Here is a 26,447-nt window from a genome sequence, read left to right as displayed (position 1 = left end):
GTGTAGGCCGGCACGACACCGGCAAAATACTGCCGCCAGTGTCATTAGGGCCAGAGCAGTAAAATCAGGGCGGCGATACCCAATACCCAACCAGAGGGTGGCAACTGCTCCAGCCACTGCGGCCGGCTTAAGGCCAGGGCCCCTACAGCGAGCACTACCCCGCCGAGCCGGCGCAAATACTGCCAGCGCCCACGGCGCTGACTACTCGCCAGCTTTTCACCGATATTCTCTAATTGTGGTGCCAATTCCCGCGACTGCTCCAAAGCTGAATAGACCAGTTGCGGCATCTGCGGAAACTTCTCCAGCCACTCGGGACCGTAGCGCTTGATCTCGCCCACCAGAGTTTTGGGGTGGATACGCTCACGCATCCACCGCTCCAAAAATGGATGAGCAGTCTTCCACAGATCCAATTCCGGATAAAGCTGGCGTCCCAAACCCTCGATATTCAACAGGGTCTTCTGCAATAACACCAACTGTGGCTGCACCGCCATATCGAAGCGTCGTGCGGTCTGGAACAAGCTGATCAAAACCCGCGCAAAGGAAATCTCCCCCAGCGGTTTCTCAAAGATCGGCTCGCACACGGCGCGGATTGCCGCCTCGAAGGCATTCACAGGGGTATCCGCGCGGACCCAGCCACTCTGTACGTGCAGCTCCGCCACCATGCGGTAATCGCGCCGGAACATGGCGAGCAGGTTGCGCGCCAGGTAGTACTGATCTTCTCGCGATAAGCTGCCGACAATGGCGGTGTCGATGGCAATATACTGCGGGCGCTGCGGGTGCTCCCGGGAGACAAAAATATTGCCCGGGTGCATATCCGCGTGGAAAAAGTTGTATTCAAAAACCTGCTTGAAGAAGATCTCCACGCCGCGCTCGGCCAGCAGCGGCATATTGGTATCCTGCTCGCGCAGCTGCGCTAAATCAGTGACAGGAATACCATTGATACGCTCCAGCACCAGCACGTTTTCGCGGGTGTAATCCCAGTAAACTTGGGGGATATATAGCAGTGGGGAATCAGTGAAATTACGCCGCAACTGGGTGCCGTTGGCCGCCTCGCGGGTCAAGTCCAACTCGCCCTCGATGGTATGACGGTAGTCCTCCACCACTTCCACCGGGCGCAGGCGCCGGCCCTCTGGCACGAAGCGCTCGATAGCCCGGGCAATCACCCGCAGCAGGCGCAAATCTTCCTGGATCACGTCACCGATGCCCGGGCGCAGCACCTTGACCACTACCGACTCGCCGCTCTTGAGCACGGCAGCGTGAACCTGCGCCACTGAAGCTGCCGCTAGGGGCTCGTGCTCAAAGTTGGCAAAGACTTCATCGACACTAGCGCCAAGGGCTTCCTCAATCAGTGCGCGACACTGATCACTGGGGAAGGGTGGCACCTTGTCCTGTAGGTAGTCGAGCTGCTCGACCACATCCGGCGGCAACAAATCCGGGCGGGTGGAAAGCAGCTGGCCAAATTTAACGAAGATCGGTCCCAGCTCTTCCAGGGCGCGGCGCAGTCGCTCGCCGCGCTCCATCTTTGGTTGCGGCAACAGTTTGAGAGGAGCCAGTAATCCGCGCAGCCACAGGGGGCGGCGTTCGGCCGGTAATAACAGGTCCAGGCGATGGCGCAGGAAAACCCGCGCGATGGTAACAGTACGGGATATAGGCAAGACTACTCGGCCTCCCCGCGGGAAAACTGTTCCTGCAGCAAGCGCACCCGCGCCTCCAGGCGCTCGGTGGCCAGGGACAACTCGGCGAGGTCATCCGCGAAGGCTTCAAATTGTGCCTGTGGAGGCGTCAACTGCCATTCCTCACTGATCGTCTCTGCCGCCGCAACCGGGGCGCGGCTGAGGCTGGCACTTAACCAGCTACCGGCACTGCGCAACACATTGCCGATGGAGTGGGCGGGAATATCGCCAATCACTTGCGCAAGCGGCGCCTCCCAGTCGATATCCAGATCGCTCATGATCCACTGCAACTCCGCCAACAGGGCACTGGAGCCACTAATGGAGACGCCCAGCGCCGCAGGCGTAGCATCGGGGTCCTTTAGTAATCGCACCAGGGAAATAGCCGAGCCACTGATGGTGGTCGTTACATCTCCCTCCCAGTGCTGGCGCACGCGCACCTGATCGCCCTCGATACATAGACAGCATTGCAATTTGGGAGCCGTCAGGTCGAGCGCCATGGTTTTGCCATCCAATGCCTGCAGGCGCGCTCGGGTCGCGGGATCGTATTGCAGCGCAGTATTAATAGCGGTTTCCAGCGCGGCGTCAAAACCCGCGCGATAGGTGGGATCGCTCATGGTGGTTATTGGCCTCGTGCCATCACTTGGGAGTCAATCACGCCGGACACCTCTCAGGGCTTGATGCCACGGTGCAACGCCACAATGCCACCGGTCATATTGTGAAATTCACAATCGACAAAACCGGCATCCACCATCATCTGTTTGAGCGTTTCCTGATCCGGGTGCATACGGATGCTCTCCGCCAGGTAGCGGTAACTCTCCGCATCGTTGGCCACCAGCTTGCCCATAAATGGCAGCAGACGGAACGAGTAATGATCGTAGACTCTTTCCAACAACTTCGATTCCGGCTTGGAGAATTCCAATACCAGTAAACGCCCACCGGGTTTCAATACCCGCAACATGGAGCGCAGTGCCAGGTCTTTATCGGTGACATTGCGCAGGCCAAAGGCGATGGTGATACAGTCGAAGGTATTGTCTGGAAAGGGCAGGTACTGGGCGTCCGCCTGTACCGGCACTACGTTGCCGGCGATGCCGCGATCGAGCAGGCGGTCGCGGCCAACCCGCAACATCGATTCATTGATATCCGCCAACACCACCTGACCACTGGCGCCCACAATACGCGAGAAACGCGCGGTGAGATCGCCAGTACCCCCGGCGATATCCAGGATTTTCTGTCCCGGTCGCGCACCGGACAATTCGATGGTGAAACGCTTCCAGAGGCGGTGGATACCCCCGGACATCAGGTCGTTCATTACGTCGTAACGCGCCGCCACTGAGTGGAACACTTCCGCCACACGACCGGCCTTTTCCTCCACCGGGACCTCTTGGTAGCCGAAGTGGGTGGTCTTGCGATCCTTCATGCTGTGCTGCCTGCTGAGCCAAATTCAGTGCGCCATTGTACATCGACCAAGCCGGCGGAACAGCGCCCATGATTCCCCCAGCGGCAACTCACTAAAATTAATTCACACAAGAGTAACAACGGGACCCAGGGTTCTCTCATGGATTACCGGCTCGATAGCGACACGCCCGTTGCAGTGAGTCTGCGCCGTGCAGCACGCACAGAAATACACGCCGCCAACAGTAATGCCCAGTTGTTGCCAGATGAGCACGCCGTGCACGAACTGCGCAAACACTGCAAGAAACTGCGCGCCCTGCTGCGCCTGATTTATCCAAATAAAAATCCACTGTTCCGACGCGAGAACGATCGCTACCGAAAATTGGCACGATGCCTGTCAGCTGGGCGCGACCTGGTCTCCATGCGCACCGCGCTTCTCACCCTGGCTCCACCCAATCACTTTGAAAAAACGCATAGGGTACTGCGTCAGATACAGCAGTCACTGCGAGACGAAGAGCATCTTATTCGGGTTGAAGGGTTGTTGGATGAAGCGCGAGAGATCATTGAAGAATGGCCCCTGCACAATATTCGCTGGAGTGATATCGATGCCGGATATTTACGTGGCTACCAGCGCGCGCGCAAAGCCTGGCTGAAGGCACGAGAAGGAGACAACGCCCATAAACTGCACCAATTGCGCAAAAGAGTAAAAGATCACTGGTACCACAGCCGCCTACTCAGAGAGAGGCACCCCCAATCTGCAGCGCTGCGCTGTGAACCGCTCAAACAACTCGCGCAACTATTGGGAGACTGGCGCGATCTCTACCTGCTCTGCCGTTTTGCCATCACGGTTGGAGAACCATTGGGGAAAGAGTTGATCAAGCTGTTGGAAATGTGCGACTGGCACAAGGTGCGATTGCGCCGGGAAATAGAAAAAGGCTGCACTGAGTTCTTCGCCCACAAAAAACTTGTGATCTAAGTTGAGCAAGGGTAAAGGGATTCGAGATTATTCGTTATAAAAACGAAAAAGGCGCGGGAATATTTCCCGCGCCTGAAGATCGCCGATTTATTTGGCACTCTGCTCCAGCAGGCCGCCGGCGCGAGCCATCACATGGAACAGGTAGTTCTGCTCATTGGTGCCGCTCACCAAGTGGGCACCAGGACCGCGGGCCCAGACACCCACATCTTCGCCGCCGTGGGTCTCCCCAGAAAGAGGAACAAGGACTTCCTGGTGGAAGCCGGGGGCGGTGGTGTCCACATCGGTAAGATCCTGACGCCCTTGAACAATGTCATGATCGTAACGGTCATCAGCATCGGTATTGTCGCCGTAATGTGCAAAACCGCGACCATTGGCATAGTTCAGGGTGGTGTAAGGCAAGCCGGTTTTATCCAGCTTGGGCATCTCTTCAGCCACACCGGTCTTGTCATTTTTAACTACCTTACCGAGGATTGGGTTGCCACGGGTAGTCCCACCGGCAATGGTCATCACGTGACTGTGGTCCGCGGTAACAACGATTAGAGTATCCTCGGCACTGGTGTTATCCAGGGCTACCTGCACCGCCTTGGCAAACTCTTCCGCATCGCTGAGAGCATTGTAGGCATTGTTGGCGTGGTGACCGTGGTCGATACGCCCGGACTCCACCATCAGGAAGTAACCCTTATCGTTTTGCTGGAGCATCTCGATGCCCTTGGCAGTCATCTCACTCAGGGAAGGCTCGCCGCCAACGTCGTTGCCACGATCGGCCTCATAGCGCATATGAGAGGAGTTAAATAACGCCAATAGCTTATCGGTGTTATTCACATCCAGCTGGTCAAACCCGGTTTTGTCCTCCATGTACTGCGCGGTGGTTACGCCATCGTTGTAACGAGTTTTCCACGCTTCAATCAGGTTGCGCCCATCGGTGCGCTTACCAGTCTTGCCTTCCGCATCGGTGAAGTCCGCTGGCAAGAAGTTGCGGCGTCCGCCGCCCATTACCACGTCGATACCGTCGCCAGCTTCCAACTCAACCAGGTGGGTGGCGATATCGCGACAGCCATCCGGAGCAGTGTATTCCCACTCGCGCTCGGGCACCTTGGCATAAGTCGCTGCGGGCGTGGCGTGGGTGATACGCGCGGTGCTGATGATACCGGTGCTTTTCCCCAGTTCCTCGGCCAGTTCCAGGGAGGTGGTCAGGGGACGTTCGAGGCTGGCAGCGCAGTCACCGCGGGCGACATCTTCAGCCACACTCAGGATACCCGCCTTGGTTTTCACACCGGTAACCAGAGCGGTCATGGTGCCAGCGGAATCCGGGGTCTGCTGGTTGGTGTTATAAGTTTTTACCAAGCCGGCAAAGGGCATCTTTTCGAAGCTAAGCTGATATTCCTCGCCATCGAGGCCCAGTTTTTGGCCAGCGAAGATACGCGCAGCGGTGACAGTGGAGATACCCATGCCATCGCCTACAAACAAAATAATATTTTTCGCGGCACCCGGCGTATTGTTGATCTTCTCGGCGCTCGCCGCAGCTACCGCTTTCTGGCCATCTTCGAACCAGCTGCTTTCACTTTGGGTTGAGGAAAGGCCCAAGTAATTCTGCTGCTGCGGTGTTTCAGTAGCATCCGGCACTTCGGCAACATTGTTGGAGCTGGAATTATCGTCACTACAGGCACTGGCCAGTACGGCAACGGAAAAGGCCAGCAGGGTCTTTTTAAACTGTTTCATGGTCAATACCCCCAATTATTCTTCTAACAGCGACAGATCGGTCGCGGCAGTCATTATGTGGAAAACCGCATTCTGTTCCAGATGTCCCTGCACTTTTTCGGCACCGGCGCCGATCGCGTGCAGACTGATATCCTCACCGCCGTGGCTTTCGCCCCCCAGGGCAACCAGGGATTCCTGGTGGAAGCCAGGCATCTCGGTATCCACATGCGTCAAATCATGTCGGCCGGCGGCGATATCATAGTCATCACGCTTGTCTGCATCGGTTTCAGTACCCAAGTCGGCAAAACCACGGCCATTGGTGTAGGTCAAGGTGGTGTAAGGCTTATTGTCCTCGGCCAGGGAGACGGCCTCATTCGGCGCGCCGCTGTCATCGTTGCCGATCACCTTGCCCAGGATAGGGTTACCCCTGGTGGGATAGCCCGCCATGTTCATTACGTGACTGTGGTCAGCTGTCACCAGGATCAGGGTTTCTTCCAGGTTCACTTTCTGTAGCGCTGCCTTGACCGCATCAGACAGCTCAATAGCTTCATTCAGCGCGTTATAGGCGTTACCGGAATGGTGAGCGTGATCGACTCGGCCGGATTCCACCATCAGGAAGAAGCCGTCTTCATCTTTTTGCAGCATATCGATAGCGGTAGTGGTCATCTCGACGATGCTGGGTTCTTCGCTGTTCTTGGCGATGCGGTCGGCATCGTAGCTCATGTGATCTTCGGTAAAGAGACCCAACAGCTTATCTGTTTTAGCGATGTCCACTGCCGACAGTTCGAAGCCATTTTCGACGTAAACCGCATTCTGCTCACCGTCATAACGCAGCAGCCATTCACCTGTTAGATTGCGCTCGTCCTCACGCAGGCCACCCTCGGCCACCGGTGTAAAGTAGTTGCGCCCACCACCGAGCATGACTTCCATGCCATCGCCGATATTCATTTCCACCATTTGTGTGGCGATATCGGTACAGCCCTCATCGGCCGCGTGTTCCCACTTGCGGCTGGCACTGTGGGCATAAGTGGCTGCCGGAGTCGCGTGGGTGAGGCGTGCGGTAGAGACAATGCCGGTAGCCTTACCGCGGCTTTCCATCATCTCGAGGAAGCTGTTCAAACCCAGCTCCTTACTCGCAGCACAGTCAGCCACCAGGCCTTTGCCATCCACATTGATCATACCGGCGCGGGTTTTTACACCCGTCATCATCGCGGTCATGGTGCCGGCGGAATCCGGGGTCTGCTGGTTAGTGTTGTAGGTTTTGATCAGGGCACTGTGAGGAAACTCCTCAAAAGAAAGGCTGTTCTCTTCACCGGGTTCACCGCGGCGCTGGCCCTCGAAGATACGGGCTGCGGTCAGGGTGGAAATCCCCATGCCATCGCCAACAAACAGGATGACGTTTTTGGCAGTTTTGGCTTCACGGGTGAGAGAAACGCGTTCTTCCAGACGATCGGACGCCTCGGTAAACCATTCACTCTTGGTTTGGTAATCGGGCAGGCTCGCGGCGGAAATCGCGGAAGCGAGAGGAATCAAACAAAAGGCGCTGAGTGCGCGGGCAAGTTTTTTTGCCACGGTGGGCCTCCAGAACTCGTGAATTTGGCGAGCATTAGAGTCCGGAAATATGACAAAAGAATTACGCGCCGATTAACATCTCGTTTTCTTTGCCATAAAGATTTGTACGCTTGTTACAACTGCAAAAAGACACCCACACAATTGTTACAGCAATACGAAATAATGCGGAAAATTATTGTTTTTCCTCACTTTTTTAATATTTTGCAGGAAAAGGAAAGTGCGCCACTGAAGGACGCACTTGGCAACTAACCGATAAATTTCACCACACTTTCATCCGGGTCACGCCCTTTACCCGCCGCGCGCAAGCGCTCCAGATAGGCCTCCCAATTGATGGTGTATTTTTCGGCCAGTTCCCGCAGATATTCCCAGGTGTAAATGCCGGTGTCGTGGCCGTCATCGAAATCGATTTTCAGACCATAGCGACCGGCGGCTTCGACCCTGTCGATACCCACATGGATTTTTCCATCCACCAGCAGTGCGGGGCTATTGCCGTGGCCGCGCACCTCGGCGCTGGGGGAGTAGACACGCAGATACTCTGCCGGCAGGCTGAACTCGCCATCGGCAAACAGCAACTGCAGGGTTTTCTCTGCGCGATTTAATCGTATTTTTTGCGGTTTCATTTACAGGATAAAACGCGAAAGGTCCTCGTTTTGGCTCAGCTCACCCAGGTGACTGTCCACATAAGTCGCATCCACTTTGAGAGACTTGTCGCTATCGCCGGCATCGAAGGAAACTTCCTCCAGCAGACGCTCCAGCACCGTGTGCAAACGGCGCGCACCGATATTCTCGGTGCGCTCATTCACTTCGTAAGCCACTTCGGCGATACGGCGAATGCCGTCTTCGGTAAATTGCAATTCCAGACCCTCTGTCGCCAGCAAAGCCTTCTGCTGTTCAGTCAGAGACGCGGAGGGTTCGGTGAGAATACGCTCAAAGTCCGCGGAAGTCAGCGAGCTCAGCTCCACGCGAATCGGCATACGCCCCTGCAACTCGGGAATCAGGTCCGAGGGCTTGGACAGGTGGAAGGCACCGGAGGCGATAAACAGAATATGGTCTGTCTTGATCATGCCGTACTTGGTGTTGACGGTGCTGCCTTCGATCAGCGGCAACAGGTCGCGCTGCACCCCCTCGCGGGAGACATCGGCACCGCCGCTCTCCTGGCGCTTGGCTACCTTGTCGATCTCGTCGATAAAAACGATGCCGTTTTGCTCGGCAGCGCGAATCGCGCGGGTTTTGATATCTTCATCATTTACTAGCTTGGCGGCTTCCTCATCGGTAAGCTGTTTCATCGCCTGCTTGACCGGCAGCTTGCGCTTACGCGTCTTGCCCTGGGACATATTTGAGAACATCCCCTGCAGCTGGTTGGTCATTTCCTCCATCCCAGGAGGGGCCATAATCTCTACGCCCATGGGCGCGGCGGCCATATCGATTTCCACTTCTTTGTCGTCCAGCTCGCCCTCGCGCAGCTTCTTGCGGAATAACTGGCGGGTGCTGGAATCCTTGTCGTTCGGCTCGGTCGAGCGCGCCGGTGGCAGTAGGGCGTCGAGGATACGCTCCTCGGCCGCATCCATAGCGCGTTGCTGTACACCACCCATGGCCAGCTCACGCTCCTGCTTCACTGCCATCTCGACAAGATCACGCACGATAGACTCTACATCGCGACCCACATAGCCCACTTCGGTGAACTTAGTCGCTTCGACCTTGATAAAAGGCGCATTGGCGAGCTTTGCCAGGCGGCGCGCGATTTCGGTTTTACCCACACCGGTGGGGCCGATCATCAGGATGTTTTTCGGGGTGATCTCTGCGCGTAGATCCTCACTCACCTGCATACGGCGCCAGCGGTTTCGCAGCGCAATCGCTACGGCGCGTTTGGCGTCCTGCTGGCCAACGATGTGGCGATCGAGTTCATGGACGATTTCACGGGGGGTCATCTGGGACATACAAATTCCTGCAAAACGGTTGTGCGGGCCAGGCTGCGGCCCGCTGGACTCAGGCGCTTCTTGTGAGAGCGTCCGGTCAGTAGGTCAATTCTTCGATGGTGTTGTTGTGGTTGGTGTAGACGCAGATATCGCCGGCAATTTTCAAACCCTGCTCGACGATGGAGCGCGCGTCCATATCGGTATTGTCGAGTAGCGCGCGCGCTGCCGACTGGGCGAAGGGCCCGCCGGAGCCGATAGCAATCAGGTCATCTTCCGGCTGAATCACATCGCCATTACCGGTCACAATCAGGCTGGCGCTGGCATCTGCCACTGCCAGCAGGGCTTCCAAGCGGCGCAGGGCGCGGTCGGTGCGCCAGTCTTTGGCCAGTTCCACCGCGGCGCGGGTCAACTGACCACCGTGGGCTTCCAGCTTGGCTTCAAAACGCTCAAACAGGGTGAAGGCATCGGCGGTACCACCGGCAAAACCGGCGATAACCTTGTCTCTGTACAGACGGCGCACCTTGCGCGCATTGCCTTTCATGATGGTGTTGCCCAGGGATACCTGGCCGTCGCCGCCAATCACAACTTTGCCGTTGCGGCGACAGGATAAAATGGTGGTACCGCGATACTGTTCCAATGGAGACCTCTCGGATTACGCGTGTGCTCTAGCTGCGCAAGGCCTGTTGCCTTGCGCGCCGGGAAATTTAATCAGATTAGATAAGTGAGGACGGGACGCGCCGTTTTCAATAAGAGAAGGGCCAATTGCTATAATGAGAACCCATCATCCATCGCGGATTCGCCTCTTGGCTCTCCTCCCCTCCCGCTACTTCGAGCCACTTTTCACCGTCGTTATGACCTGCTTGATGTCTGGGGTGATTTCCGGGGCGATCACTTATTCCCACCAGGGTTTCAGCGGAGAATTTCTGCCAATATGGGGCCGGGCCTGGCTGCTGGCCTGGATCATCTCACTGGGATTGCCACCGCTGATCAGGCCCGCAATCAAAAGTCTGCTGGGCAATCTGGCAGCGCCGGACGGGGAATCCAACGATTGATTTAATTAGCGGGGCGCTTCAATACCAGCGGCATCAGGCGATGCTCAGCCAAGACCTGGCGGGCTTTGGCCATGCGCGAACGGTTGTCGAAGGGACCGACCAAAACACGGTGCCAGGTACCGCGGCTATCGCTGGCGGACTCCACTTTGACGTCCAGGTTGGCCAGGGTGAGCTGGGCGCGCAAGCGCTCGGCTTCTGCCGCCTCACGAAAGGAGGCGGCCTGCAGGATATACACCTGTGCTTTGGCCTTCTCGGCAGCACCCTGCTGATTAGATGAAGAATCCCCGCGAATGGCAGGCTTGACCACCTTGGGTGGCGGTACCGAGACTTCGTTTTCCTTGAGCATGGTGTAGAAATCAAAGCGCGGTTCAGACGGAGCCTGCGCCGCCGGCTTGGCTGACGCTGTCCTATCTCCAGCGGCGCCTTTGTTGCCGGCCACACCAAACTGCAGCAACAAGAACACCGTAAAACCACCCACGGCATTGCCCAGCACAAACCACACCCATGCGGGTTTGCCTGAGGAACTCTTGCTGCGGCGTTTGGTGTTGCGACGGCTCATTACGGAATTCTTCCTTGGATAGTCTGCTCAGCGGGCGAATTGTACCGCCAATTTCCTCGCGGGCATTGTTCTCCCGCAAAATTCACGACAATTCCTGCGCATCCATATCCACCGCCCAGCGCAAGCGGCGATTCTTATTGCTCTCGGCCCAGGCACATACCCGAGCCAAAAGAGGTTGTAACTGGGCGCGATTTTGTGCGGTCACCTGAACATAAAAACGGTAGCGTCCAGATTTGCGCTCAAGCAGCGCCGGTACCGGACCCAAATATTGTAACTGTGGCGAGGGTGGCGCCAGCGATTGCATAAACAGGCGCGCGTTGTGCAGAAACTCCTCGGCCCAGGAGGGCTCTTCACACTCGGCCCGCACCAGCGCCATGGCATGAGTGGGTGGCAGCTGTGCCACCGCGCGATCGCGCAATAGCTGGCGCGCAAAAGTCCCGTAACCTTTTTCCAGCAACATTTGCAGCAGCGGATGCTCCGGGAAGCGACTCTGCACCAATACGCGGCCACTCAGGCTGCCGCGCCCGGCACGCCCCGCCACCTGCTCCAGCAACTGGCCTGTGCGCTCGGGCGCGCGAAAATCGGCACTGAACAGACCGCCATCGGCATCCTGGATCACCACCAGGGTCACCCTCGGCAGATGGTGCCCCTTAGCCAGCATCTGGGTGCCCAGCAAAAGGCAGGGCTCGCCATCGCGGGCCGGTGCCAGCAGGCGATCGAGGGCCTGCTTACTGGTGGTGGTATCCCGGTCGACGCGGATTACCGGGTAGTCGGCAAAGCGCCGCGCCAGCAGCTCCTCGCTGCGCTCGGTACCTCCGCCCAGAGCGGAAATAGAGCGACTGTGACACTGCGGGCAGCTGTCTACCAGAGGGCGGCGATAGTCGCAGTGGTGGCAGCGCAACTGGCGTTGGCGCCGGTGCATGGTGAGTTTGCTGGAGCAGTGCGGGCAGTCGGCAATCCAACCACAGTCATCGCAATTGAGCGCCGGCGCAAATCCGCGTCGGTTAATAAACACTAGCACTTGCTCCCCGCGAGCCAGGGTCTCACCGATATGTCGCAGCACCTGTGGCGAAAAGCCTTCTTCAAGGGGCTCGCGCAGGGTCGGCACTACATGGATCTGCGGCGGGCGCGCGTCGCCCGCGCGCTGGCGCATGCGCAAGTGTTGATAGCGACCATTAAGAGCGTTGTGCAAGGTCTCCAGGGAGGGAGTCGCGGAACCCAGCAATACCGGCACATTGCTGTTGCGCGCCAACACCACCGCCAGGTCGCGCGCAGAGTAGCGCACGCCATCCTGCTGCTTAAAAGAGGCATCGTGCTCTTCGTCCACCAACACCAAGCCGAGCCTCGGCAGTGGCGTCATAATCGCCGAACGGGTACCAATGACGATATCCGCCTGGCCCCCGGCAGCTGCGAGCCACGATTGGGCGCGCTCGCCCTCGGCCAGCCCAGAGTGCAGAGCGGCGATACTCTGTTCGGGAAAGCGCGCGGCGATGCGTCGCAAAGTCTGGGGGGTAAGACCGATTTCCGGCACCAACAGCAAGGCCTGGCGCCCCTCGGCCAAAACCCGCTCCATTAAACGCAGGTAGACCTCGGTCTTGCCACTGCCAGTGGTGCCTTCCAACAGGGTGGCAGAAAAGCAACTGCAATCCAGAGCTTCGAGCACCTGTTGCTGTTCACTGTTTAGCTGCGGCGGCGGAGTGGGCTCCGCTGCCGGCATGGGCGGCGGCACCGTAGGACCCGAGACCCACTCCACCAGATGGCGTTCCTGCAGGGCGCGAATCACCGCCGGGGTATGCCCCTGGGCCTTCAGATGAGTGCGGCTCTGCTGACCAGCGCGCAGCAACTGTTGCAAAAGAGCCTGCTGCTTGGGCGCCCGCGCCAGTGCAGATTCCGGTAAGCCCTTGCCCTCGGTAGTCAGCTGCAACCACTGCTCGGCCCAGTGATCGGCGGGCTTGCCCTTGCGCAGTGCGGCGGGTAGGGCGGCGGCGTAGACCTCTCCAACCGGGGCCTGGTAATAATCGGCGATCCAATTGAGGAATTTGCGCGCACCGCTATCAAACAGGGCAGCATTATCGATCAGTTCCTGCGTCGGCTTTAACTGTGACTGCGGCGACTCCCGCACAATATCCACCAACACGGCTACCAATTTTCGTCCAGCAAAAGGTACCCACAAACGCTGACCGGGTTTCAATTCGGCGGGATCAAAGCCCTCCGGGGGCAGATAATCGAAGAGACGCCGCAGTGGCACGGGCACCGCCAACCTTAGGATGATCCCCTGTCGTACTGTCTGTGGTACCGTCTGTTGCACCCCGCCCCCAATGCGCTCTTGAAAAGGCGCTAGTGTACTGGCTGCCACAGTAAGGTACAGAGACAGTAAAATTTACTTGCATACTCTGAAATTTAGAGCACTCTGCAAATCAACTCTAACATTTAGAGCTCTCTAATTTAGCAAGGAAGACAACCATGACCGATGTGGAAAACTCAAAGACAGCCTGGATTTTGTCAGCGATGCCGTGCGTAGCAACGAAGCCGAGGGCGGTATTCCGTCACTCTATTTCTTGTGGGGCCTTTTGATTTTTATCGGATTTGCCTCGGCGGACCTGGCCCCGCAAATCACCGTGTATTACTTCCTGGTGGCGAGTATCGCCGGCGGCCTGTTCAGTTGGTGGCTAGGTGAGCGCACGGCACGTCGCGAGGGTATCAACAACACGAGCTTTGGCCGCAAGTTTGGCTGGCACTGGTTGGTGACCGGAATAGGCTTTCTGCTGATATTGGCCACAATGATCGCCAAGCCCGTTACTGCGGGCCCTGAGCTATTCCTGCTTTTAGGTGGCGTATCCTATAGCCTCGCCGGCATTCACCTGATCCGCCCTCTTATCTATAGCGGCAGCGGCATGCTGATGTTGGCTTGTTACTTACTGATGATTTTACTGACACCGCCCTACGCCTGGGCACTGACTGGCCTGGTGATCGGCCTTGGACTCCTTTGGACCGGCCTCGTGCAGCGAGCCAGGCAAACTAGTGGAGCTACATGATGAAAGCCCTTACGGAGCTGGACCCGGTACTCGAACACCGGGTGCGCCTCGCGATCAGTGTGATGCTGGCGAAGTATGAGGAAATCAGTTTCTCCCGCTTCAAGGAACAGCTACAGGTGACCGATGGCAACCTCGGCGCACAGCTGCGTCGCCTGGAAGAGCAGGGCTATATCGCCTTGCGCAAAGACTTTGTAGAGCGCAAGCCCGTCACCTGGTATCGCCTCACTGAGAGCGGGCGAGAGGCACTAGATAAGCATCTGCAAGCCCTGCGACAGCTCATCGCCTCTGCAGACTAAGGCAACCACTGAGGCCCGGTATTTAAGCTTGAACCCCGGCGCTAATCTGATAGTATGCGCCGACTTTTTAATCAGCCTGGAACCAATCCGGTTCCTGCTCCAACGACGATGCCGTGCCCGGCAACAGATCGGGTGGCGGTTTCGGAAAGAGGCAATCATGAAAGCAGATATCCATCCTAACTACACCGACATCACTGCCACTTGTTCCTGCGGCAATGTTGTTAAGACTCGCTCCACTTTGGGCAAAGACCTGCAGATCGATGTCTGCTCCCAGTGCCACCCCTTCTACACCGGCAAGCAGAAGCAGGCTACTACCGGTGGACGCGTGGACCGCTTCAAGAAGCGTTTCGGCAGCCGCATCGGCAAGTAATCCGAATAGCGAGGCACTGCGGTGCCTCGGAAAGGGCGCCTTGGAATTTTCCTCGGCGCCTTTTTTTATGCCCGTTTTATGCCCGAATTTCGCCTATCTGCACAGCTCTGGGGCACTGGGGCAAAATCGATTTGTATCGCTTAATATATTCGTTATGGGCAGTAAAATTATCCTTCAAAATAGATTTTTGGCGGCTGATCATCCTGAAATTGGCCAGATGTTAAGGGCAAAATAGTAATAAATGGCTGTTTCTTTGCCCCTATAAGCTTGTGACTGCAAGTGCCCCTCGGTTATTCTCTGAGGCCCGCAGTAACCGGGATGACGCCACAGGTGTTGCCCCCCGTTTTCGAGAGAACAGCCCCCAAATGACGGATTCATTGCGCCAGGCAGCGCTGGATTACCACGCGCTCCCCAGCCCCGGCAAACTTTCGGTCGAGCTGACCACCCCTGCCGAAACTCAGGAAGACCTGTCGCTGGCCTACAGTCCCGGCGTAGCGGAACCGGTGCGCGAAATTGCCAAAGACCCCGAGGCCGCCTATCGCTATACCGGCAAGGGCAACCTGGTAGCGGTCATTTCCAACGGCAGCGCCATCCTCGGCCTCGGTAACCTGGGTCCGCTGGCTTCCAAGCCGGTGATGGAGGGCAAGTCACTACTGTTCAAGCGTTTCGCCGATATCAACTCGGTGGATATCGAGGTGGACGTCAACAGCCCGGAGCAGTTTATTCAGACCGTCGCCGCCATCGCCAATACCTTCGGCGGTATCAATCTCGAAGATATCAAGGCGCCTGAGTGCTTTCATATTGAAGAGGCATTGATCGAGCGCTGCCCGGTACCGGTATTTCACGACGACCAGCACGGCACTGCGATTGTGACGGTCGCCGGTATGCTCAATGCCCTGGAGATCCAGGGTAAGAAAATCAGCGACGTGCGCATGGTGTGCCTGGGGGCGGGTGCCGCCGCCACCGCCTGCTGCAAACTACTGCTGGCCGCCGGCGCGCGCAAAGACCAGATCACCATGGTCGACAGCCGCGGGGTAATTCACTCGGGCCGCACCGACATCAATGCCTATAAGGGTGAGTGGGCGCGGGATACCGATATGCGCACCCTCGATGATGCCATCACCGGTGCCGATGTTTTCCTAGGAGTATCCGGCCCAGACCTGCTCTCCGCCGAACAGTTACAGCGCATGGCACCAAATCCGGTGGTCTTTGCCTGCTCGAATCCAAACCCGGAGATCAAACCGGAGTTGGCCCACAGTGTGCGCGACGATCTGATCATGGCCACCGGGCGCTCGGATTACCCCAACCAGGTCAACAATGTGTTGTGCTTCCCCTTTATTTTCCGCGGCGCGCTGGATGTGCGCGCGGCGCGTATCAATGAAGAGATGAAGCTGGCCGCAATTGAAGCCATCCGCAAGATCGCCCACCTGCCGGTGCCTGACTCGGTGCGCGAGGGCTACGGCGGGGTGGAGCTGAGTTTTGGGCCGAGTTATATCCTACCCAAACCCACAGACCCGCGCCTGCTGCCGGAAGTCGCCGCTGCGGTGGCGCGCGCAGCCGTGGACAGTGGCTGTGCACGCCTGCCTTACCCCGAAAATTACCCGCTGCAAACACTCTAGGGCTTGTTAATAGGCCCGGAACAGCCCGCCTTATCCTCTTGGGGCGGGCGTTTGCCGCTTTCGCCCCCACAGACTTCTTGAGCCAAAAAGCACCCGTCGCTAAACTGCCTTTCTGTCACAGCATCAAAGTTGCCCAACACAATGAGTCACGTGTATGTGCTGACCAACCAGCACCAGCAGTTCCTGAGCAAAAGCGGCGAATGGCTCGATGGCCGCGAGCCCAACAAACTGTTTCGCAGCGAACATAAAGATGTCGCCATCAACCAGATGTTCGAGGCCAATACTCGTGATGTCAGCCTGCGCATCGAACTGCTGCAGTGTGCGCTGAATCCCAAGGCCCAGCCATCGATACCGGAGGAAGCCCTGGGTGAGCAATCTGCACCGCCCGGAGATCCAGAAGTCGAACCAGGCGCACCAGAGGAGATGCCGCCTGAGGAGCCCCCAGAGCTGGAACCGCAGCCACAACCGGAAGTAACCCCGGAACAGGCACCTGAGGTCCCGCCAACACAAGCCCCGGATGAAACGCCCGCACAACCCGGCGAGCACAAATCGGAATCGGAATCTGCCGCTTAGGCGGAGATTCTTTTAGCACCGGCACAAGTTGCCCCAACGGCGACAACAAGAAAGAGTTCCGGTAGTACCAAGGAGATTCGAGTGCCCATTCCCCATCTGGCCGCCCTGTCCCAGGCCAAACCCGTGCAACTGCTAAAGGGCATACGCCGCGGTCTTGAAAAAGAGAGCCTGCGGGTCGGCAACGACGGCACCCTGGCGCAAACACCCCACGCGCAAACACTGGGCTCAGCACTGACCCACGAGAGCATCACTACCGACTTTTCCGAAGCGCTGCTGGAATTTATTACCCCGCCGGTAAACACTCCTGAAGAGGCCCTGCGGATTCTCGACCGCATCCATCGCTTTACCTACAGCCAGATCGGGGACGAACGCCTGTGGGTCAACAGCATGCCCTGCGTTATCGGCGCCGACAGCGATATCCCGGTGGCCCGCTATGGAAACTCCCACAGCGGCACGATGAAAACCATTTATCGGCTGGGACTCGGCCTGCGCTACGGCCGCGCCATGCAAACCATCGCCGGTATTCACTACAACTTTTCCCTGCCAGATGAGTTCTGGCTGTGGCTGCATGAGTTCGAAGGCAGTAGTGAAACCCTGTGCGAATTCAAAACCCGCCGTTACTTCGACCTGATCCGCAATTTCCGCCGCAACTACTGGCTGCTGATCTACCTGTTCGGAGCCGCGCCTGCGGTGTGCTCCTCTTTTGTAGAGGGGCGCCAACACAAGCTCGAGGCCTTTAACGGCGACGGCCACACGCTGCACGCTCCCTTCGCCACTTCTCTGCGTATGGGCGACCTGGGTTATAACAGCGAAGTGCAAAAGTCCCTGGTGGTTTGCTACAACAACTTGCGCAGCTATCTGTCCACACTCTGCTCCGCTATCAGCCGGCCCTACGGGCCCTATAGCGAACTCGGGGTAAAGGATAGCGATGGGCAGTACCAGCAGCTCTCCGCCGGTGTGCTGCAAATCGAAAATGAATTTTATTCGCCGATCCGACCGAAAAATCCCGCCAAGCGCGGCGAGACCGCCCTGGCGGCCCTGAACAACCGCGGGGTCGAATATATCGAGGTGCGCTGTCTTGACCTGAACCCCTTTATGCCGCTGGGTATCGATGCGCAACAGATGCGTTTTATCGACAGTTTCCTGCTGCACTGCCTGCTGACAGAGAGCCCCGAAACCGACGAAGTCGATTACCGTTCAACCCAGGAAAACCAACAGCGCATCGTGTATCGCGGCCACGAGCCCGGCCTCAAACTGCTCTGTAACGGTGGCGAACGGGAACTCGGTGAGTGGGCTTTCCAACTGCTCGGAGAAGTGGACGCGATGGCAGAACTGCTCGACAGTGCCTGGGGCGGAGACCAGTACCGCGGTGCAGTTGGCGTACAGCGGGCCAAGGTCAAAGGGGAGATCGCCACCCCGGCCCAACAGATCCTGGCGGAAATGCAGGAGCAAAACCTGAACTTCTACCATTGGGCTATGCAAAAGGCCGAGCAGCATCGCCGCTATTTTCTCGAACGCCCTCTCGACAGCGATTCGGTTCGAGATTTCTCGCGCGAGGCGGAGGAGTCTTTGCTCAAGCAAAGGCGCGTGGAGGCGGAAGACAAAGGCTCTTTTGAGGAATTTCTCAGCCACTATTACGCGCAGTATATGTGCTGCCAGGGCTAGCCCCGGCGGAATAGATCACCGCGCAGGGTCCGGATTTCCGGCCCCCAGGGATTAAGCACATGAATTATCTGGCCCACCTGTTGCTTTCAGGCCCCGACGTCCGCTGGCGCCTGGGTGGGCTACTCGGTGACTTCGTGAAAGGCCCCCTTAAAGGTGAGCGGCCAGAGGCCATCGAGGCCGGTATCAGGCTGCATCGCCGTATTGATGCCAGTACCGACACCAATGCGGCCTACCGCGAGTCCCTATCGCAACTGGACCCCAGCTGGCGCCGCTATGCCGGTATTGCACTGGATATCTGGTTCGACCACTTACTCGCCCAGCGCTGGCAAGAGTGGCACCCACAGAGCCTGGAAGATTTTTGTGACCAATGCTGGAGAGACTTTCGCAGCCACAGTCGGTATATTCCGCCGCATGCGAGAGCGTTTATGGCTCGCGCCGAGCAATTTAAGTTACTGCAGAGTTACCGCGAAGAGCGAACCATTGGTCTCACCCTGGAGAGGGTTGGCCAGCGCCTGCGCCACCCGGTTGCGCTGCAGGACATACTGCCCGAGCTCAGTAGCGGGCGGGCAAAACTGGAATACAACTTCAATAAACTATTAACCGACTTGAATCTCGAAGCCCAAAGGTTTCGGCAGCACTATTCAGGATCCGATAAACCATGACCTTACCCAACCCGCGTATTACTTTTTTGTTGGTTTTTCTAATTGTCGCCTTTTTACTCGGCTCTGCCTTTTACCTGGAGTACGCGCGAGGCCTTGAACCCTGCAAGCTGTGCATTACCCAGCGGGTAATGCTGCTCGGTATCGGGGTAGTCTCCCTGATCGCCTTTCTGCACAACCCGGCAACTATCGGCCGGCGCGTATACGGGCTACTAGTTTCTATCTGGGCTCTGGGTGGCCTCTATTTTGCTGGGCGCCAGCTGTGGTTACAGAGTCTGCCAGAGGGGCAGGTACCGGCCTGTGGACCCAGCGTCAGCTATATGTTGGAGGTCTTTCCCATGGCCGATGTACTCAAAGCACTGCTCACCGGTGACGGCAACTGCGCCGAAGTGCAATGGACCATGATGGGCATCAGTATCCCCGGCTGGTCTGCTATCGGTTTTGCCGGACTGATCCTGTTCGGAGGCTGGCAGGCATTTCGCAGAGCCTGATTAAAAACCGAAAACCAGGTCGCGGCTCTGTGGAGCCGCCCTTTGCCAATGACACCACCATCCCCGCGTGAAATAGCCCATTGGGTGCTCGGTATTGCAATCCTATTTGGCTGCGAACGACTCGGCAGCCTGATCGGGACGGCTCTTGCCCTGCCGGTACCCGGCGCCGTGGTGGGTATGCTACTGCTACTGATCGGCCTTATGGTCTACGGCAGCGTGCCCCGCGGCCTGGCAAAGGTCAGCGCACAACTGCTCTTTTTGTTGCCTCTACTATTTTTGCCCGCCGCCACCGGGGTCTTTTTCCTGCGCGATCTTACCTTGTCCGATTGGCTGGCCCTGCTTGCCGCCATTCTTTTTGGCACCCTGATCAGCCTCACCCTTTGCACTCTGCTGCTGCGCCGCCTGCTCAGGAAGACCGACACGGCGCACAGCCATGATCAGTGAATTCCTGCACAGCCCCTTATTTGCCCTGCCACTGAGCATCTGCGCTTTCTGGCTCGGTGTACTGTTATATCGGCGCACAGGAACGGTTTTACTGCACCCGATAGTTACCGCAAGCCTGTTAGTATTTGCGGCGCTCCATACTCTGGAGATTTCTTACACTGACTACCAGAGTTCCAGCGGGCTGCTCTACGCTCTGCTGGGACCAGCCGTTGTCGCCCTTGCCGTGCCGCTAAAACAAAATCTGACGATTATCCGCCGCGCCGGCTGGCCACTGCTGGTGACCATTGCTGTTGGGGCCCTGTTAGCCCCGGCAATTGCCGTAGTGATCGCGCTTCTGCTCGGGGCGGGAAAATCGGTATTGCTCGCCCTTAGCGGAAAATCCATTACCACGCCTATCGCGCTGGCACTGGCCGAAAAGATACACGCGACCTTGAGTCTGACCGCGGCTATCGTGGTACTCACCGGAGTAGTTGGGGCCCTGGCAGGGCCACCACTTGTGCGCGGCTTGGGTATTCGCGACGAGCGCATTCTCGGAGTGGTGCTCGGTATCAATGCCCATGCCGTAGGCACTGCGCGCGCACTGGAAATCAGCGCACTTTGTGGCGCCTGCGCCGCCCTTGCCATGGGGCTCTGCGGCGCCTTGAGCGCAGTGTTGTTGCCGCTGATTATCGGAACCTGAACCGCCTGTCGGTGCAGGCTTTTAAATTCACACTGCCATCACAGTATTTTGACGTAGTTTGCGCCTCCCTCCTTGCTGCAGGCGGGGGAATCTCCTATCTTCCTAAGGGCCTTCGAGATCGGCAATAGGCTGCCACTGGGGCAACAGTAACAAAAGGACATCTTGGCGATGCTGGAAAATTGCAAGTCGGCGCGGGAGCGCTGGGGTGGTGTTAGCGAGATTATTGATCGCTGGCTTCAGTCACGACAAAACCTGCTGGTGAGTTTCTACCACCTCTCTGAAAAAAAGGAATTCAGTGAAGACGATCCAGAAACTGAAGACCGGGTACGCCAACTGTGCCAGTTACTGGTGGATTACGTTTCGGCAGGTCACTTCGAAGTCTATGAGCAGCTTATGCGCGAGGGTCAGGCTTTCGACGATAAGCAGGGTCTGCAAAAAGCCTGTGAACTCTACGATGATATCGATACGACTACAGATGTCGCCGTAGACTTCAACGATAAATATTTAGAAACAGACGACCTCTCCAGCCTGGCACCGGATCTCTCCGAACTAGGCGAGGCGCTGGAAACTCGTTTTAGCTCCGAAGATAAAATGATCGCTCTGCTACACACAGCCCACAAAAGCTGAACCGCTTAGCGAGCCCCACCTCTGTTACATACAGTTTTGTCTTTGCTCGGGACTCTTTGTTATTGAAAATCTTTTGCTGCGAGCAATCAACGACTGGCTAACAAATCGGTTAGCCAGTTCACTTCTGTGTGCCCTTACTACACGGCTAATCAAAAACAGATTACCAAGCGCAACCCCTTTTAAAGGCAAAAAGAAAAAGGGCGCCTAGAGGCGCCCTTTTTCAGTAAAGTTCGAAAAGTCAGATTATTCAGCTGGAGCTTCTTCTTTCTTTTCTTCTTTTTTCTCGGAACCTTCATCACCAGCAACATTTGCTTTGTGCAGTTCCACCTCAAAAATCAGAGTCGCATTGGGGCCAATTTTGCCGCCTGCGCCACCGGGACCGTAAGCGAGCTCAGAGGGAATATAAAGCTCCCACTTGGAACCTTCTTTCATCAGCTGCAGAGCTTCAGTCCAGCCCTTGATCACACCGTTCACCGGGAACTGAACCGGCTCACCGCGCGCGTAAGAGCTGTCAAATTCCTCACCGTTAATCAGGGTGCCTTTGTAATCAACTTCAACGGTGCTGGTAGCGCTGGGCTTGCTGCCGCTACCTTCTTTAATCACTTTGTACTGCAGGCCTGAATCGGTGGTAACTACACCATCTTTCTTGGCATTCTCTTCGAGGAACGCCTTGCCTTCCTGCATATTTTTATCGGCGCTCTCTTTAAAATCTTTCTCCTGCTGGGCCAGCATCTCCTGCTGTTTCTTCTGCATCTGCTCCTGGAAAGCGGCGATGGTCTGCTGCTTTTCTTCCTCGGTCAAGCGATCCTCGCGGCCGCTGGCAACATCATTCAATGCCATCGCAACCACCTTGGGATCCAGCTGCACATCCTGAGCCTTGAGGCGCTTGGCCATGTCTTCGGCAATGATGTAGCTGACCTTCTTCTCCTGAGTGTCCAGGGCAACTTCTTTATCTTGCTTCTGTCCTTGTTCGTTACAGCCGGTCAGCGCCAGGCCAAGGGCAATTGCTGCAGCCAAAGGATATTTATTCATGGGTGTTGTCTCTTTGTCCGTATTGCGTTTATAGATTCGCGCTTGACCTTGGTCCAACGCCAACAGCGGTAGTTTAAGCAACTCTGTTCCGGCCCTAAGCCACCAGGCGCACAGTTTCCGCCAGTGCGCTCAAGTCTAACTCAAGGCGACTCTCAGTGCATACTGATGACGCGCACACTGTGCAGGACACCACATTCCCCCCACTGGTTCCGGCCACTCAACAAAAAAACTGCAGACAACACTTTTTTCACAGCACACGGCATACATTTTTTATAAAAACAGCGCTATTATCGGCCAGTAACCGGTTATTGTTCTGGACTGTTTGAAGTGCTTTTCAGTTTGGGGCAGTGCGCAGTGCGCATATCTCTTGCTAGAGCGGTACCCATCGTATGAAAGGAAGATGAGCGCACTACCCGGAAGTGCCAATCGATAATAAACGTCAGGACATTTACTCATGGCTGCCAAACAAAAAGCTGTCAATCCGGTTGCAGAGCTGGAAGCACAAATTTCCAAACTCTCTGCAAAATTGGACAAAGCCCGCGATAAGAAAATCACCGATGCCGGCAAAGCGGTGCTCAAGGCCGGAAAAAGCCTGACCTCGGCTAAAGACAAGCTCAGTAAGGCAAAAGACAAGCTGAGTGAAGCTCGCGCTAAGGCTAAAACTACCAAAACCGCCGCAGCCTTAAAACGCGTGGAAACTGCCAAAAACAATGTAGATAAGTTCAACGAAGCATTTCAGCAAGCTAAGCAGGCTGTTGCCGACGCCAAGTATCTGCAAGCCAGGGCCAAAGCAGAGCTCAAAGCGGCAGAAGCTGTGCGCAAAGCCGCAGCTAAAGTGGAAAAAGAGCTGCTTAAGGCTCAGCCTAAAGCGAGAAAAGCCACTACCGCTAAGAAAAGCACCACGACTAAAAGCACCGGTAAGTCCCTAAAGGCGACTGCGACAAAGTCTGCAAGAAAAACAACTACTCCAAAAGCCCCTGAAAAGAAGGCCGCAGAGAAAAAGACCAGCGCAGCTAAATCCCCGAAGAAAACAGCGGCCAAGACTGCAAAGAAAGCCACAACCAAGCCAGTAAAAGCTGCTACAGACAGCAAGCAAAAAGTGGCAAAACCCGCCGGCAAGAAACCTGTTCAAGCCAAACCCACCAAAGCGGTAAAAGCTTCTGAACCGGCCAAACCCGAGCAGGTAAAAACCAAAGAAGAAAAACCACAGGAAGACAAGTCCAAACAGGCCGCCCCCGCTGAGGCTAAAGCACAGGAAAAGCCCACAGAGGAAGTAAAGAGCAATGCGCCTGAAGAACAGCAAAAATCGCTGGAGCAATCTCCGCAGGCACCCACTATCACGCCTGCCACGCCAGCTAACAGCCTGTTTTCCACTGAAGGGCGCCGTGGAGAGTAAGCACTCGTAACATTACCGTTGTTCAGTTGGCGCCGGACAGCCAACTAAATTGCAGTCGCACTTTGTTGGAGCAATAAAATACATGCAACGCATAAACCTTATTGCCAAACAGAGTGTCCACTGAAACCTCTCGCGAGAAGCTCAGAGAGTATCCGGGTTTTCCGCCGAAGCCATGAAACTTTCGATCAGGCCTGCCCAGCAGGCCTGTTCTTTTTGCAAAAGCCCATATTGCTGGCCCGCGAGCTGCAGAGCCGGCCTGTCCCCCGGCCATTCCTCCTGACAGATCTTCCACAGCGCCGCCAACTGCAAGCGCTCCAAATTCAATTCATAGCGTTTGCACATTTCATATGCACGCATGGCATGAGGCCGAAAGCGCCCTAATAAGCGACGCAGGTGGCGCACACTGATAATCATGCGTCTACGCGGTGCCAGACCCCGCTCGGCTACTCTCCAGCCCTCCTCACTTAGCTGATGTCCACACACCGCCGCGTAGCTGGCCCAAAGTAGCAGGCATACATCGGCCCCTTTTGTGTCCTGGCAGTCGAGCAGGAAGGCCTCCACCCCTTGATGGCGATAGAAGTCCAGGCTGAATTGCCACAATAGGTTTTCCTGGGAAGAAGATGGAGGTGCGCTATCTGTCACGTTAGAATCCAGACCTTTTGTGATTCCGCACGCTCAAGCGGCGGCGATCGCGTGCAAATACGTCGAATAGCCTAGCATTCATCGGCCTGTTCATAAGAGGTTTTTCCAGTGATCAATCTGCAAGGTGTCTCCCTGCATCGGGGCGAGCGCGACCTGTTAAACGGTGCTGACTGCCGTATCTTTCCCGGCCACAAGGTGGGAATCATCGGCGCCAATGGCTGTGGTAAGTCAACACTGTTCAAGCTGCTACTCGGTCAATTGGAAAGCGACGCCGGTCAGGTGGATATCCCCAGCGGCTGGCGGATTGCCCATATGGCTCAGGAGGTGGAAGCCAGCGATCAATCCGCCCTCGACTATGTGCTCGACGGCGATAGGGAATTACGCCACCTTCAAGACCAGCTGGCGCAGTTAGAGGACAGCGGGGAATCCGATGGGCACAAGCTGGCCGAGCTACACGAGCGGATGGCCAACATCGACGGCTACAGTGGACCCGCTCGCGCCGCACAGTTACTCGACGGCCTGGGCTTTGCTCACGCAGAACAACAGCGCCCGGTGCGCAGCTTTTCTGGTGGCTGGCGCATTCGCCTCAATCTGGCCCGCGCACTGATGTGTCCCGCGGATTTGATGCTGTTGGATGAACCCACCAACCACCTGGATCTCGACGCTACCCTTTGGCTGGAGCAGTGGCTACAGCGTTTCCCCGGCACCCTGCTCATTATTTCCCACGACCGCGATTTCCTCGATGCAGTGGTCGATGGCATTGTCAGCTTCGAACAGCAAAAACTGGTGCTTTATAGCGGCAACTATAGCGCCTTCGAGCGCACACGCGCCGAGCGCCTGGCCCAGCAACAAATACAATATGAAAAACAGCAGGCCGAACGCGCACATATGGAAGACTTTGTGCGGCGCTTTCGCGCAAAGGCCAGCAAGGCCAAGCAGGCACAGAGCCGCTTAAAGGCGCTGGACCGCATGGCGCAAATCGCCCCAGCCCATGTGGATTCGCCTTTTCATTTCACCCTGCCATCCGCAGAGAAAACCTCCAATCCGCTGATCGACCTGCGCGAAACCGACATCGGTTATGCCGATAAAGTGGTCGTGAGAAAAGTACAACTGGGTATTCAACCCGGCCGCCGCATCGGCCTGCTCGGTCCCAATGGCGCAGGTAAATCATCGCTCATAAAAACGCTGGCCGGCGAGCTAGCCCCCAAGAGCGGTGAGCGTCAATGCGGTGAACATCTGGCCATTGGCTATTTTGCCCAGCACCAGTTGGAGGCCCTCGATGGCAAGGCCTCTCCGTTGCTGCACCTGCAACGACTGAGCCCCGAGGCCAGTGAGCAATCCCTGCGAGATTTCCTCGGCGGCTACGGCTTTATCGGCGACCGGGTCTTTGAAACGGTAGCCGGCTTTTCTGGAGGAGAGAAAGCACGCTTGGCGCTGGCCATCCTCGCCTGGCAAAAACCCAACTTGCTACTGCTCGATGAGCCCACCAACCACCTCGACCTGGAAATGCGCCACGCTCTAACAATGGCCCTGGCCGAGTTTCCCGGCGCGGTAATTCTGGTATCCCACGATCGCTACCTACTCGCCAACACCGCCGATGAATTTATACTTGTCGCCAATGGTCGCGCCGAACCCTATAGCGGTGATCTCGATGACTACAAGCAATGGCTATTGGGGTTTAACCGGGAAAAGCGACGCGAAGAAAAATCGGTAGGCAGCGGCGACAACCAGGAAAAACCTGGCGAAGACAAAAAGGCACAACGTCGCGCCGCTGCAGCCCGGCGTGAGCAGCTTAAGCCGCTGACCAATAAGCTAAAAAGTGTCGAACGACAGATGGCTGCGGCAGAGGAGAAACTCCAAAAGGTTCAAGACAAGTTGGCCGATGAGCAACTTTACAGCGGAGGCCAGCAGGAAGAAATTGCACGTCTCAATAAAGAGCAGACAGAGCATCGTGAAGCTCTCGATCTTCTGGAAATGGAGTGGTTGGAAATTTCCGAGCAACTCGAGCAGCTGCGCGGGGAATAATTCGACACTTTGTCTCTCAAGATCACACTTGGAGGGCGCCTTCACCGCCCTCCAAG

27 protein-coding genes are annotated in these 26,447 nt (G+C 56.7%); 15 read left to right on the top strand and 12 right to left on the bottom strand.

Annotated elements, in window-relative coordinates; genetic code table 11:
- Positions 1–44: 44 nt before the first annotated feature.
- The 3 genes from ubiB to ubiE are packed head-to-tail and all read right to left on the bottom strand — an operon-like array spanning position 45 to position 3,090.
- The gene (gene ubiB / locus ACXAFI_RS18510) at positions 45–1,655 is read right to left on the bottom strand and encodes a ubiquinone biosynthesis regulatory protein kinase UbiB (protein WP_444920471.1); all 1,611 of its coding nucleotides are present in this window, start codon (positions 1,653–1,655) and stop codon (positions 45–47) included.
- 2 nt (positions 1,656–1,657) lie between these two features.
- Complete coding sequence (locus tag ACXAFI_RS18505) at positions 1,658–2,287, bottom strand: ubiquinone biosynthesis accessory factor UbiJ (protein WP_444920472.1); 630 nt, start codon at positions 2,285–2,287, stop codon at positions 1,658–1,660.
- Between the two features lie 53 nt (positions 2,288–2,340).
- Positions 2,341–3,090: a bifunctional demethylmenaquinone methyltransferase/2-methoxy-6-polyprenyl-1,4-benzoquinol methylase UbiE gene (gene ubiE, locus ACXAFI_RS18500; RefSeq protein ID WP_444920473.1), complete on the bottom strand. Its 750-nt coding sequence runs from the start codon at positions 3,088–3,090 to the stop codon at positions 2,341–2,343.
- A gap of 138 nt (positions 3,091–3,228) precedes the next feature.
- Between ubiE and ACXAFI_RS18495 the strand changes: the two genes are divergently transcribed.
- The gene (locus ACXAFI_RS18495; RefSeq protein ID WP_475109961.1) at positions 3,229–4,041 is read left to right on the top strand and encodes a CHAD domain-containing protein; all 813 of its coding nucleotides are present in this window, start codon (positions 3,229–3,231) and stop codon (positions 4,039–4,041) included.
- An 87-nt stretch (positions 4,042–4,128) separates the two neighbouring features.
- Here ACXAFI_RS18495 and ACXAFI_RS18490 read toward each other — a convergent pair whose 3' ends face one another.
- The 5 genes from ACXAFI_RS18490 to hslV form a co-directional block, all read right to left on the bottom strand.
- Positions 4,129–5,760 (bottom strand): alkaline phosphatase, encoded by a 1,632-nt coding sequence (locus ACXAFI_RS18490; RefSeq protein WP_475109960.1) that lies wholly within the window; start codon positions 5,758–5,760, stop codon positions 4,129–4,131.
- A 15-nt stretch (positions 5,761–5,775) separates the two neighbouring features.
- Positions 5,776–7,311 carry an alkaline phosphatase gene (locus ACXAFI_RS18485; protein ID WP_475109959.1) on the bottom strand — a complete coding sequence of 512 codons (1,536 nt, stop codon included), beginning with the start codon at positions 7,309–7,311 and terminating at the stop codon, positions 5,776–5,778.
- A 245-nt stretch (positions 7,312–7,556) separates the two neighbouring features.
- On the bottom strand, positions 7,557–7,931 hold the full coding sequence (locus tag ACXAFI_RS18480; protein ID WP_444920477.1) for a gamma-butyrobetaine hydroxylase family protein: 375 nt from the start codon (positions 7,929–7,931) through the stop codon (positions 7,557–7,559).
- On the bottom strand, positions 7,932–9,248 hold the full coding sequence (gene hslU, locus ACXAFI_RS18475) for an ATP-dependent protease ATPase subunit HslU (protein ID WP_475109958.1): 1,317 nt from the start codon (positions 9,246–9,248) through the stop codon (positions 7,932–7,934).
- 76 nt (positions 9,249–9,324) lie between these two features.
- On the bottom strand, positions 9,325–9,864 hold the full coding sequence (gene hslV, locus ACXAFI_RS18470; RefSeq protein ID WP_226644239.1) for an ATP-dependent protease subunit HslV: 540 nt from the start codon (positions 9,862–9,864) through the stop codon (positions 9,325–9,327).
- A 166-nt stretch (positions 9,865–10,030) separates the two neighbouring features.
- Between hslV and ACXAFI_RS18465 the strand changes: the two genes are divergently transcribed.
- The gene (locus ACXAFI_RS18465; RefSeq protein ID WP_475109957.1) at positions 10,031–10,279 is read left to right on the top strand and encodes a DUF2798 domain-containing protein; all 249 of its coding nucleotides are present in this window, start codon (positions 10,031–10,033) and stop codon (positions 10,277–10,279) included.
- A 1-nt stretch (position 10,280) separates the two neighbouring features.
- Here ACXAFI_RS18465 and ACXAFI_RS18460 read toward each other — a convergent pair whose 3' ends face one another.
- Positions 10,281–10,838 carry an SPOR domain-containing protein gene (locus ACXAFI_RS18460; protein WP_475109956.1) on the bottom strand — a complete coding sequence of 186 codons (558 nt, stop codon included), beginning with the start codon at positions 10,836–10,838 and terminating at the stop codon, positions 10,281–10,283.
- 82 nt (positions 10,839–10,920) lie between these two features.
- Positions 10,921–13,146 carry a primosomal protein N' gene (locus ACXAFI_RS18455; RefSeq protein ID WP_475109955.1) on the bottom strand — a complete coding sequence of 742 codons (2,226 nt, stop codon included), beginning with the start codon at positions 13,144–13,146 and terminating at the stop codon, positions 10,921–10,923.
- Between the two features lie 205 nt (positions 13,147–13,351).
- On the opposite strand from ACXAFI_RS18455, the gene ACXAFI_RS18450 reads away from it, so the two are divergent.
- The 11 genes from ACXAFI_RS18450 to rsd all read left to right on the top strand — a co-directional run bounded on the left by ACXAFI_RS18450 (position 13,352) and on the right by rsd (position 21,296).
- Positions 13,352–13,873 (top strand): hypothetical protein, encoded by a 522-nt coding sequence (locus ACXAFI_RS18450; RefSeq protein WP_475109954.1) that lies wholly within the window; start codon positions 13,352–13,354, stop codon positions 13,871–13,873.
- On the top strand, positions 13,870–14,169 hold the full coding sequence (locus tag ACXAFI_RS18445; protein WP_152455802.1) for a winged helix-turn-helix domain-containing protein: 300 nt from the start codon (positions 13,870–13,872) through the stop codon (positions 14,167–14,169). The genes ACXAFI_RS18450 and ACXAFI_RS18445 overlap by 4 nt, the downstream gene beginning before the upstream one ends.
- Before the next feature lie 157 nt (positions 14,170–14,326).
- Positions 14,327–14,539, top strand: coding sequence for a 50S ribosomal protein L31 (gene rpmE, locus ACXAFI_RS18440; protein ID WP_083922744.1), 213 nt, complete (start codon positions 14,327–14,329; stop codon positions 14,537–14,539).
- 365 nt (positions 14,540–14,904) lie between these two features.
- Entirely contained in the window at positions 14,905–16,158 is a 1,254-nt protein-coding gene (locus ACXAFI_RS18435; protein ID WP_152455804.1) for a malic enzyme-like NAD(P)-binding protein, read from the top strand.
- Positions 16,159–16,299: 141 nt separating this feature from the next.
- Positions 16,300–16,731 (top strand): hypothetical protein, encoded by a 432-nt coding sequence (locus ACXAFI_RS18430; RefSeq protein WP_444920483.1) that lies wholly within the window; start codon positions 16,300–16,302, stop codon positions 16,729–16,731.
- Positions 16,732–16,812: 81 nt separating this feature from the next.
- Complete coding sequence (gene gshA, locus ACXAFI_RS18425; RefSeq protein WP_475109953.1) at positions 16,813–18,396, top strand: glutamate--cysteine ligase; 1,584 nt, start codon at positions 16,813–16,815, stop codon at positions 18,394–18,396.
- Positions 18,397–18,455: 59 nt separating this feature from the next.
- Positions 18,456–19,058 carry an acyl carrier protein phosphodiesterase gene (locus ACXAFI_RS18420; RefSeq protein ID WP_444920485.1) on the top strand — a complete coding sequence of 201 codons (603 nt, stop codon included), beginning with the start codon at positions 18,456–18,458 and terminating at the stop codon, positions 19,056–19,058.
- A complete protein-coding gene (locus ACXAFI_RS18415; RefSeq protein ID WP_152455812.1) occupies positions 19,055–19,546 on the top strand; it encodes a disulfide bond formation protein B in 492 nt (163 codons plus the stop codon). The genes ACXAFI_RS18420 and ACXAFI_RS18415 overlap by 4 nt, the downstream gene beginning before the upstream one ends.
- A 48-nt stretch (positions 19,547–19,594) precedes the next feature.
- The gene (locus ACXAFI_RS18410) at positions 19,595–19,990 is read left to right on the top strand and encodes a CidA/LrgA family protein (RefSeq protein ID WP_475109952.1); all 396 of its coding nucleotides are present in this window, start codon (positions 19,595–19,597) and stop codon (positions 19,988–19,990) included.
- On the top strand, positions 19,980–20,669 hold the full coding sequence (locus ACXAFI_RS18405) for an LrgB family protein (RefSeq protein ID WP_475109951.1): 690 nt from the start codon (positions 19,980–19,982) through the stop codon (positions 20,667–20,669). Before ACXAFI_RS18410 ends, ACXAFI_RS18405 begins: the two co-directional genes overlap by 11 nt.
- A gap of 168 nt (positions 20,670–20,837) precedes the next feature.
- Complete coding sequence (gene rsd / locus ACXAFI_RS18400) at positions 20,838–21,296, top strand: sigma D regulator (protein ID WP_444920487.1); 459 nt, start codon at positions 20,838–20,840, stop codon at positions 21,294–21,296.
- Between the two features lie 243 nt (positions 21,297–21,539).
- Here the strand turns inward: rsd and ACXAFI_RS18395 are convergent, their stop codons facing one another.
- Entirely contained in the window at positions 21,540–22,328 is a 789-nt protein-coding gene (locus ACXAFI_RS18395; RefSeq protein WP_444920488.1) for a DUF874 family protein, read from the bottom strand.
- Positions 22,329–22,782: 454 nt separating this feature from the next.
- Between ACXAFI_RS18395 and ACXAFI_RS18390 the strand changes: the two genes are divergently transcribed.
- Positions 22,783–23,724 carry a hypothetical protein gene (locus tag ACXAFI_RS18390; RefSeq protein WP_475109950.1) on the top strand — a complete coding sequence of 314 codons (942 nt, stop codon included), beginning with the start codon at positions 22,783–22,785 and terminating at the stop codon, positions 23,722–23,724.
- Positions 23,725–23,865: 141 nt separating this feature from the next.
- On the opposite strand, the gene ACXAFI_RS18385 is transcribed toward ACXAFI_RS18390, so the two are convergent.
- Positions 23,866–24,366 carry a TIGR02444 family protein gene (locus tag ACXAFI_RS18385; protein ID WP_475109949.1) on the bottom strand — a complete coding sequence of 167 codons (501 nt, stop codon included), beginning with the start codon at positions 24,364–24,366 and terminating at the stop codon, positions 23,866–23,868.
- A 108-nt stretch (positions 24,367–24,474) separates the two neighbouring features.
- On the opposite strand from ACXAFI_RS18385, the gene ACXAFI_RS18380 reads away from it, so the two are divergent.
- Positions 24,475–26,391: an ABC-F family ATP-binding cassette domain-containing protein gene (locus ACXAFI_RS18380; RefSeq protein WP_475109948.1), complete on the top strand. Its 1,917-nt coding sequence runs from the start codon at positions 24,475–24,477 to the stop codon at positions 26,389–26,391.
- Positions 26,392–26,447: the final 56 nt, after the last annotated feature.

Source organism: Microbulbifer sp. ABH2_005 (assembly GCF_056160005.1).
The sequence above is the reverse complement of the archived record's forward strand: the minus strand, read 5'-3'. Positions and strand labels throughout refer to the sequence as shown.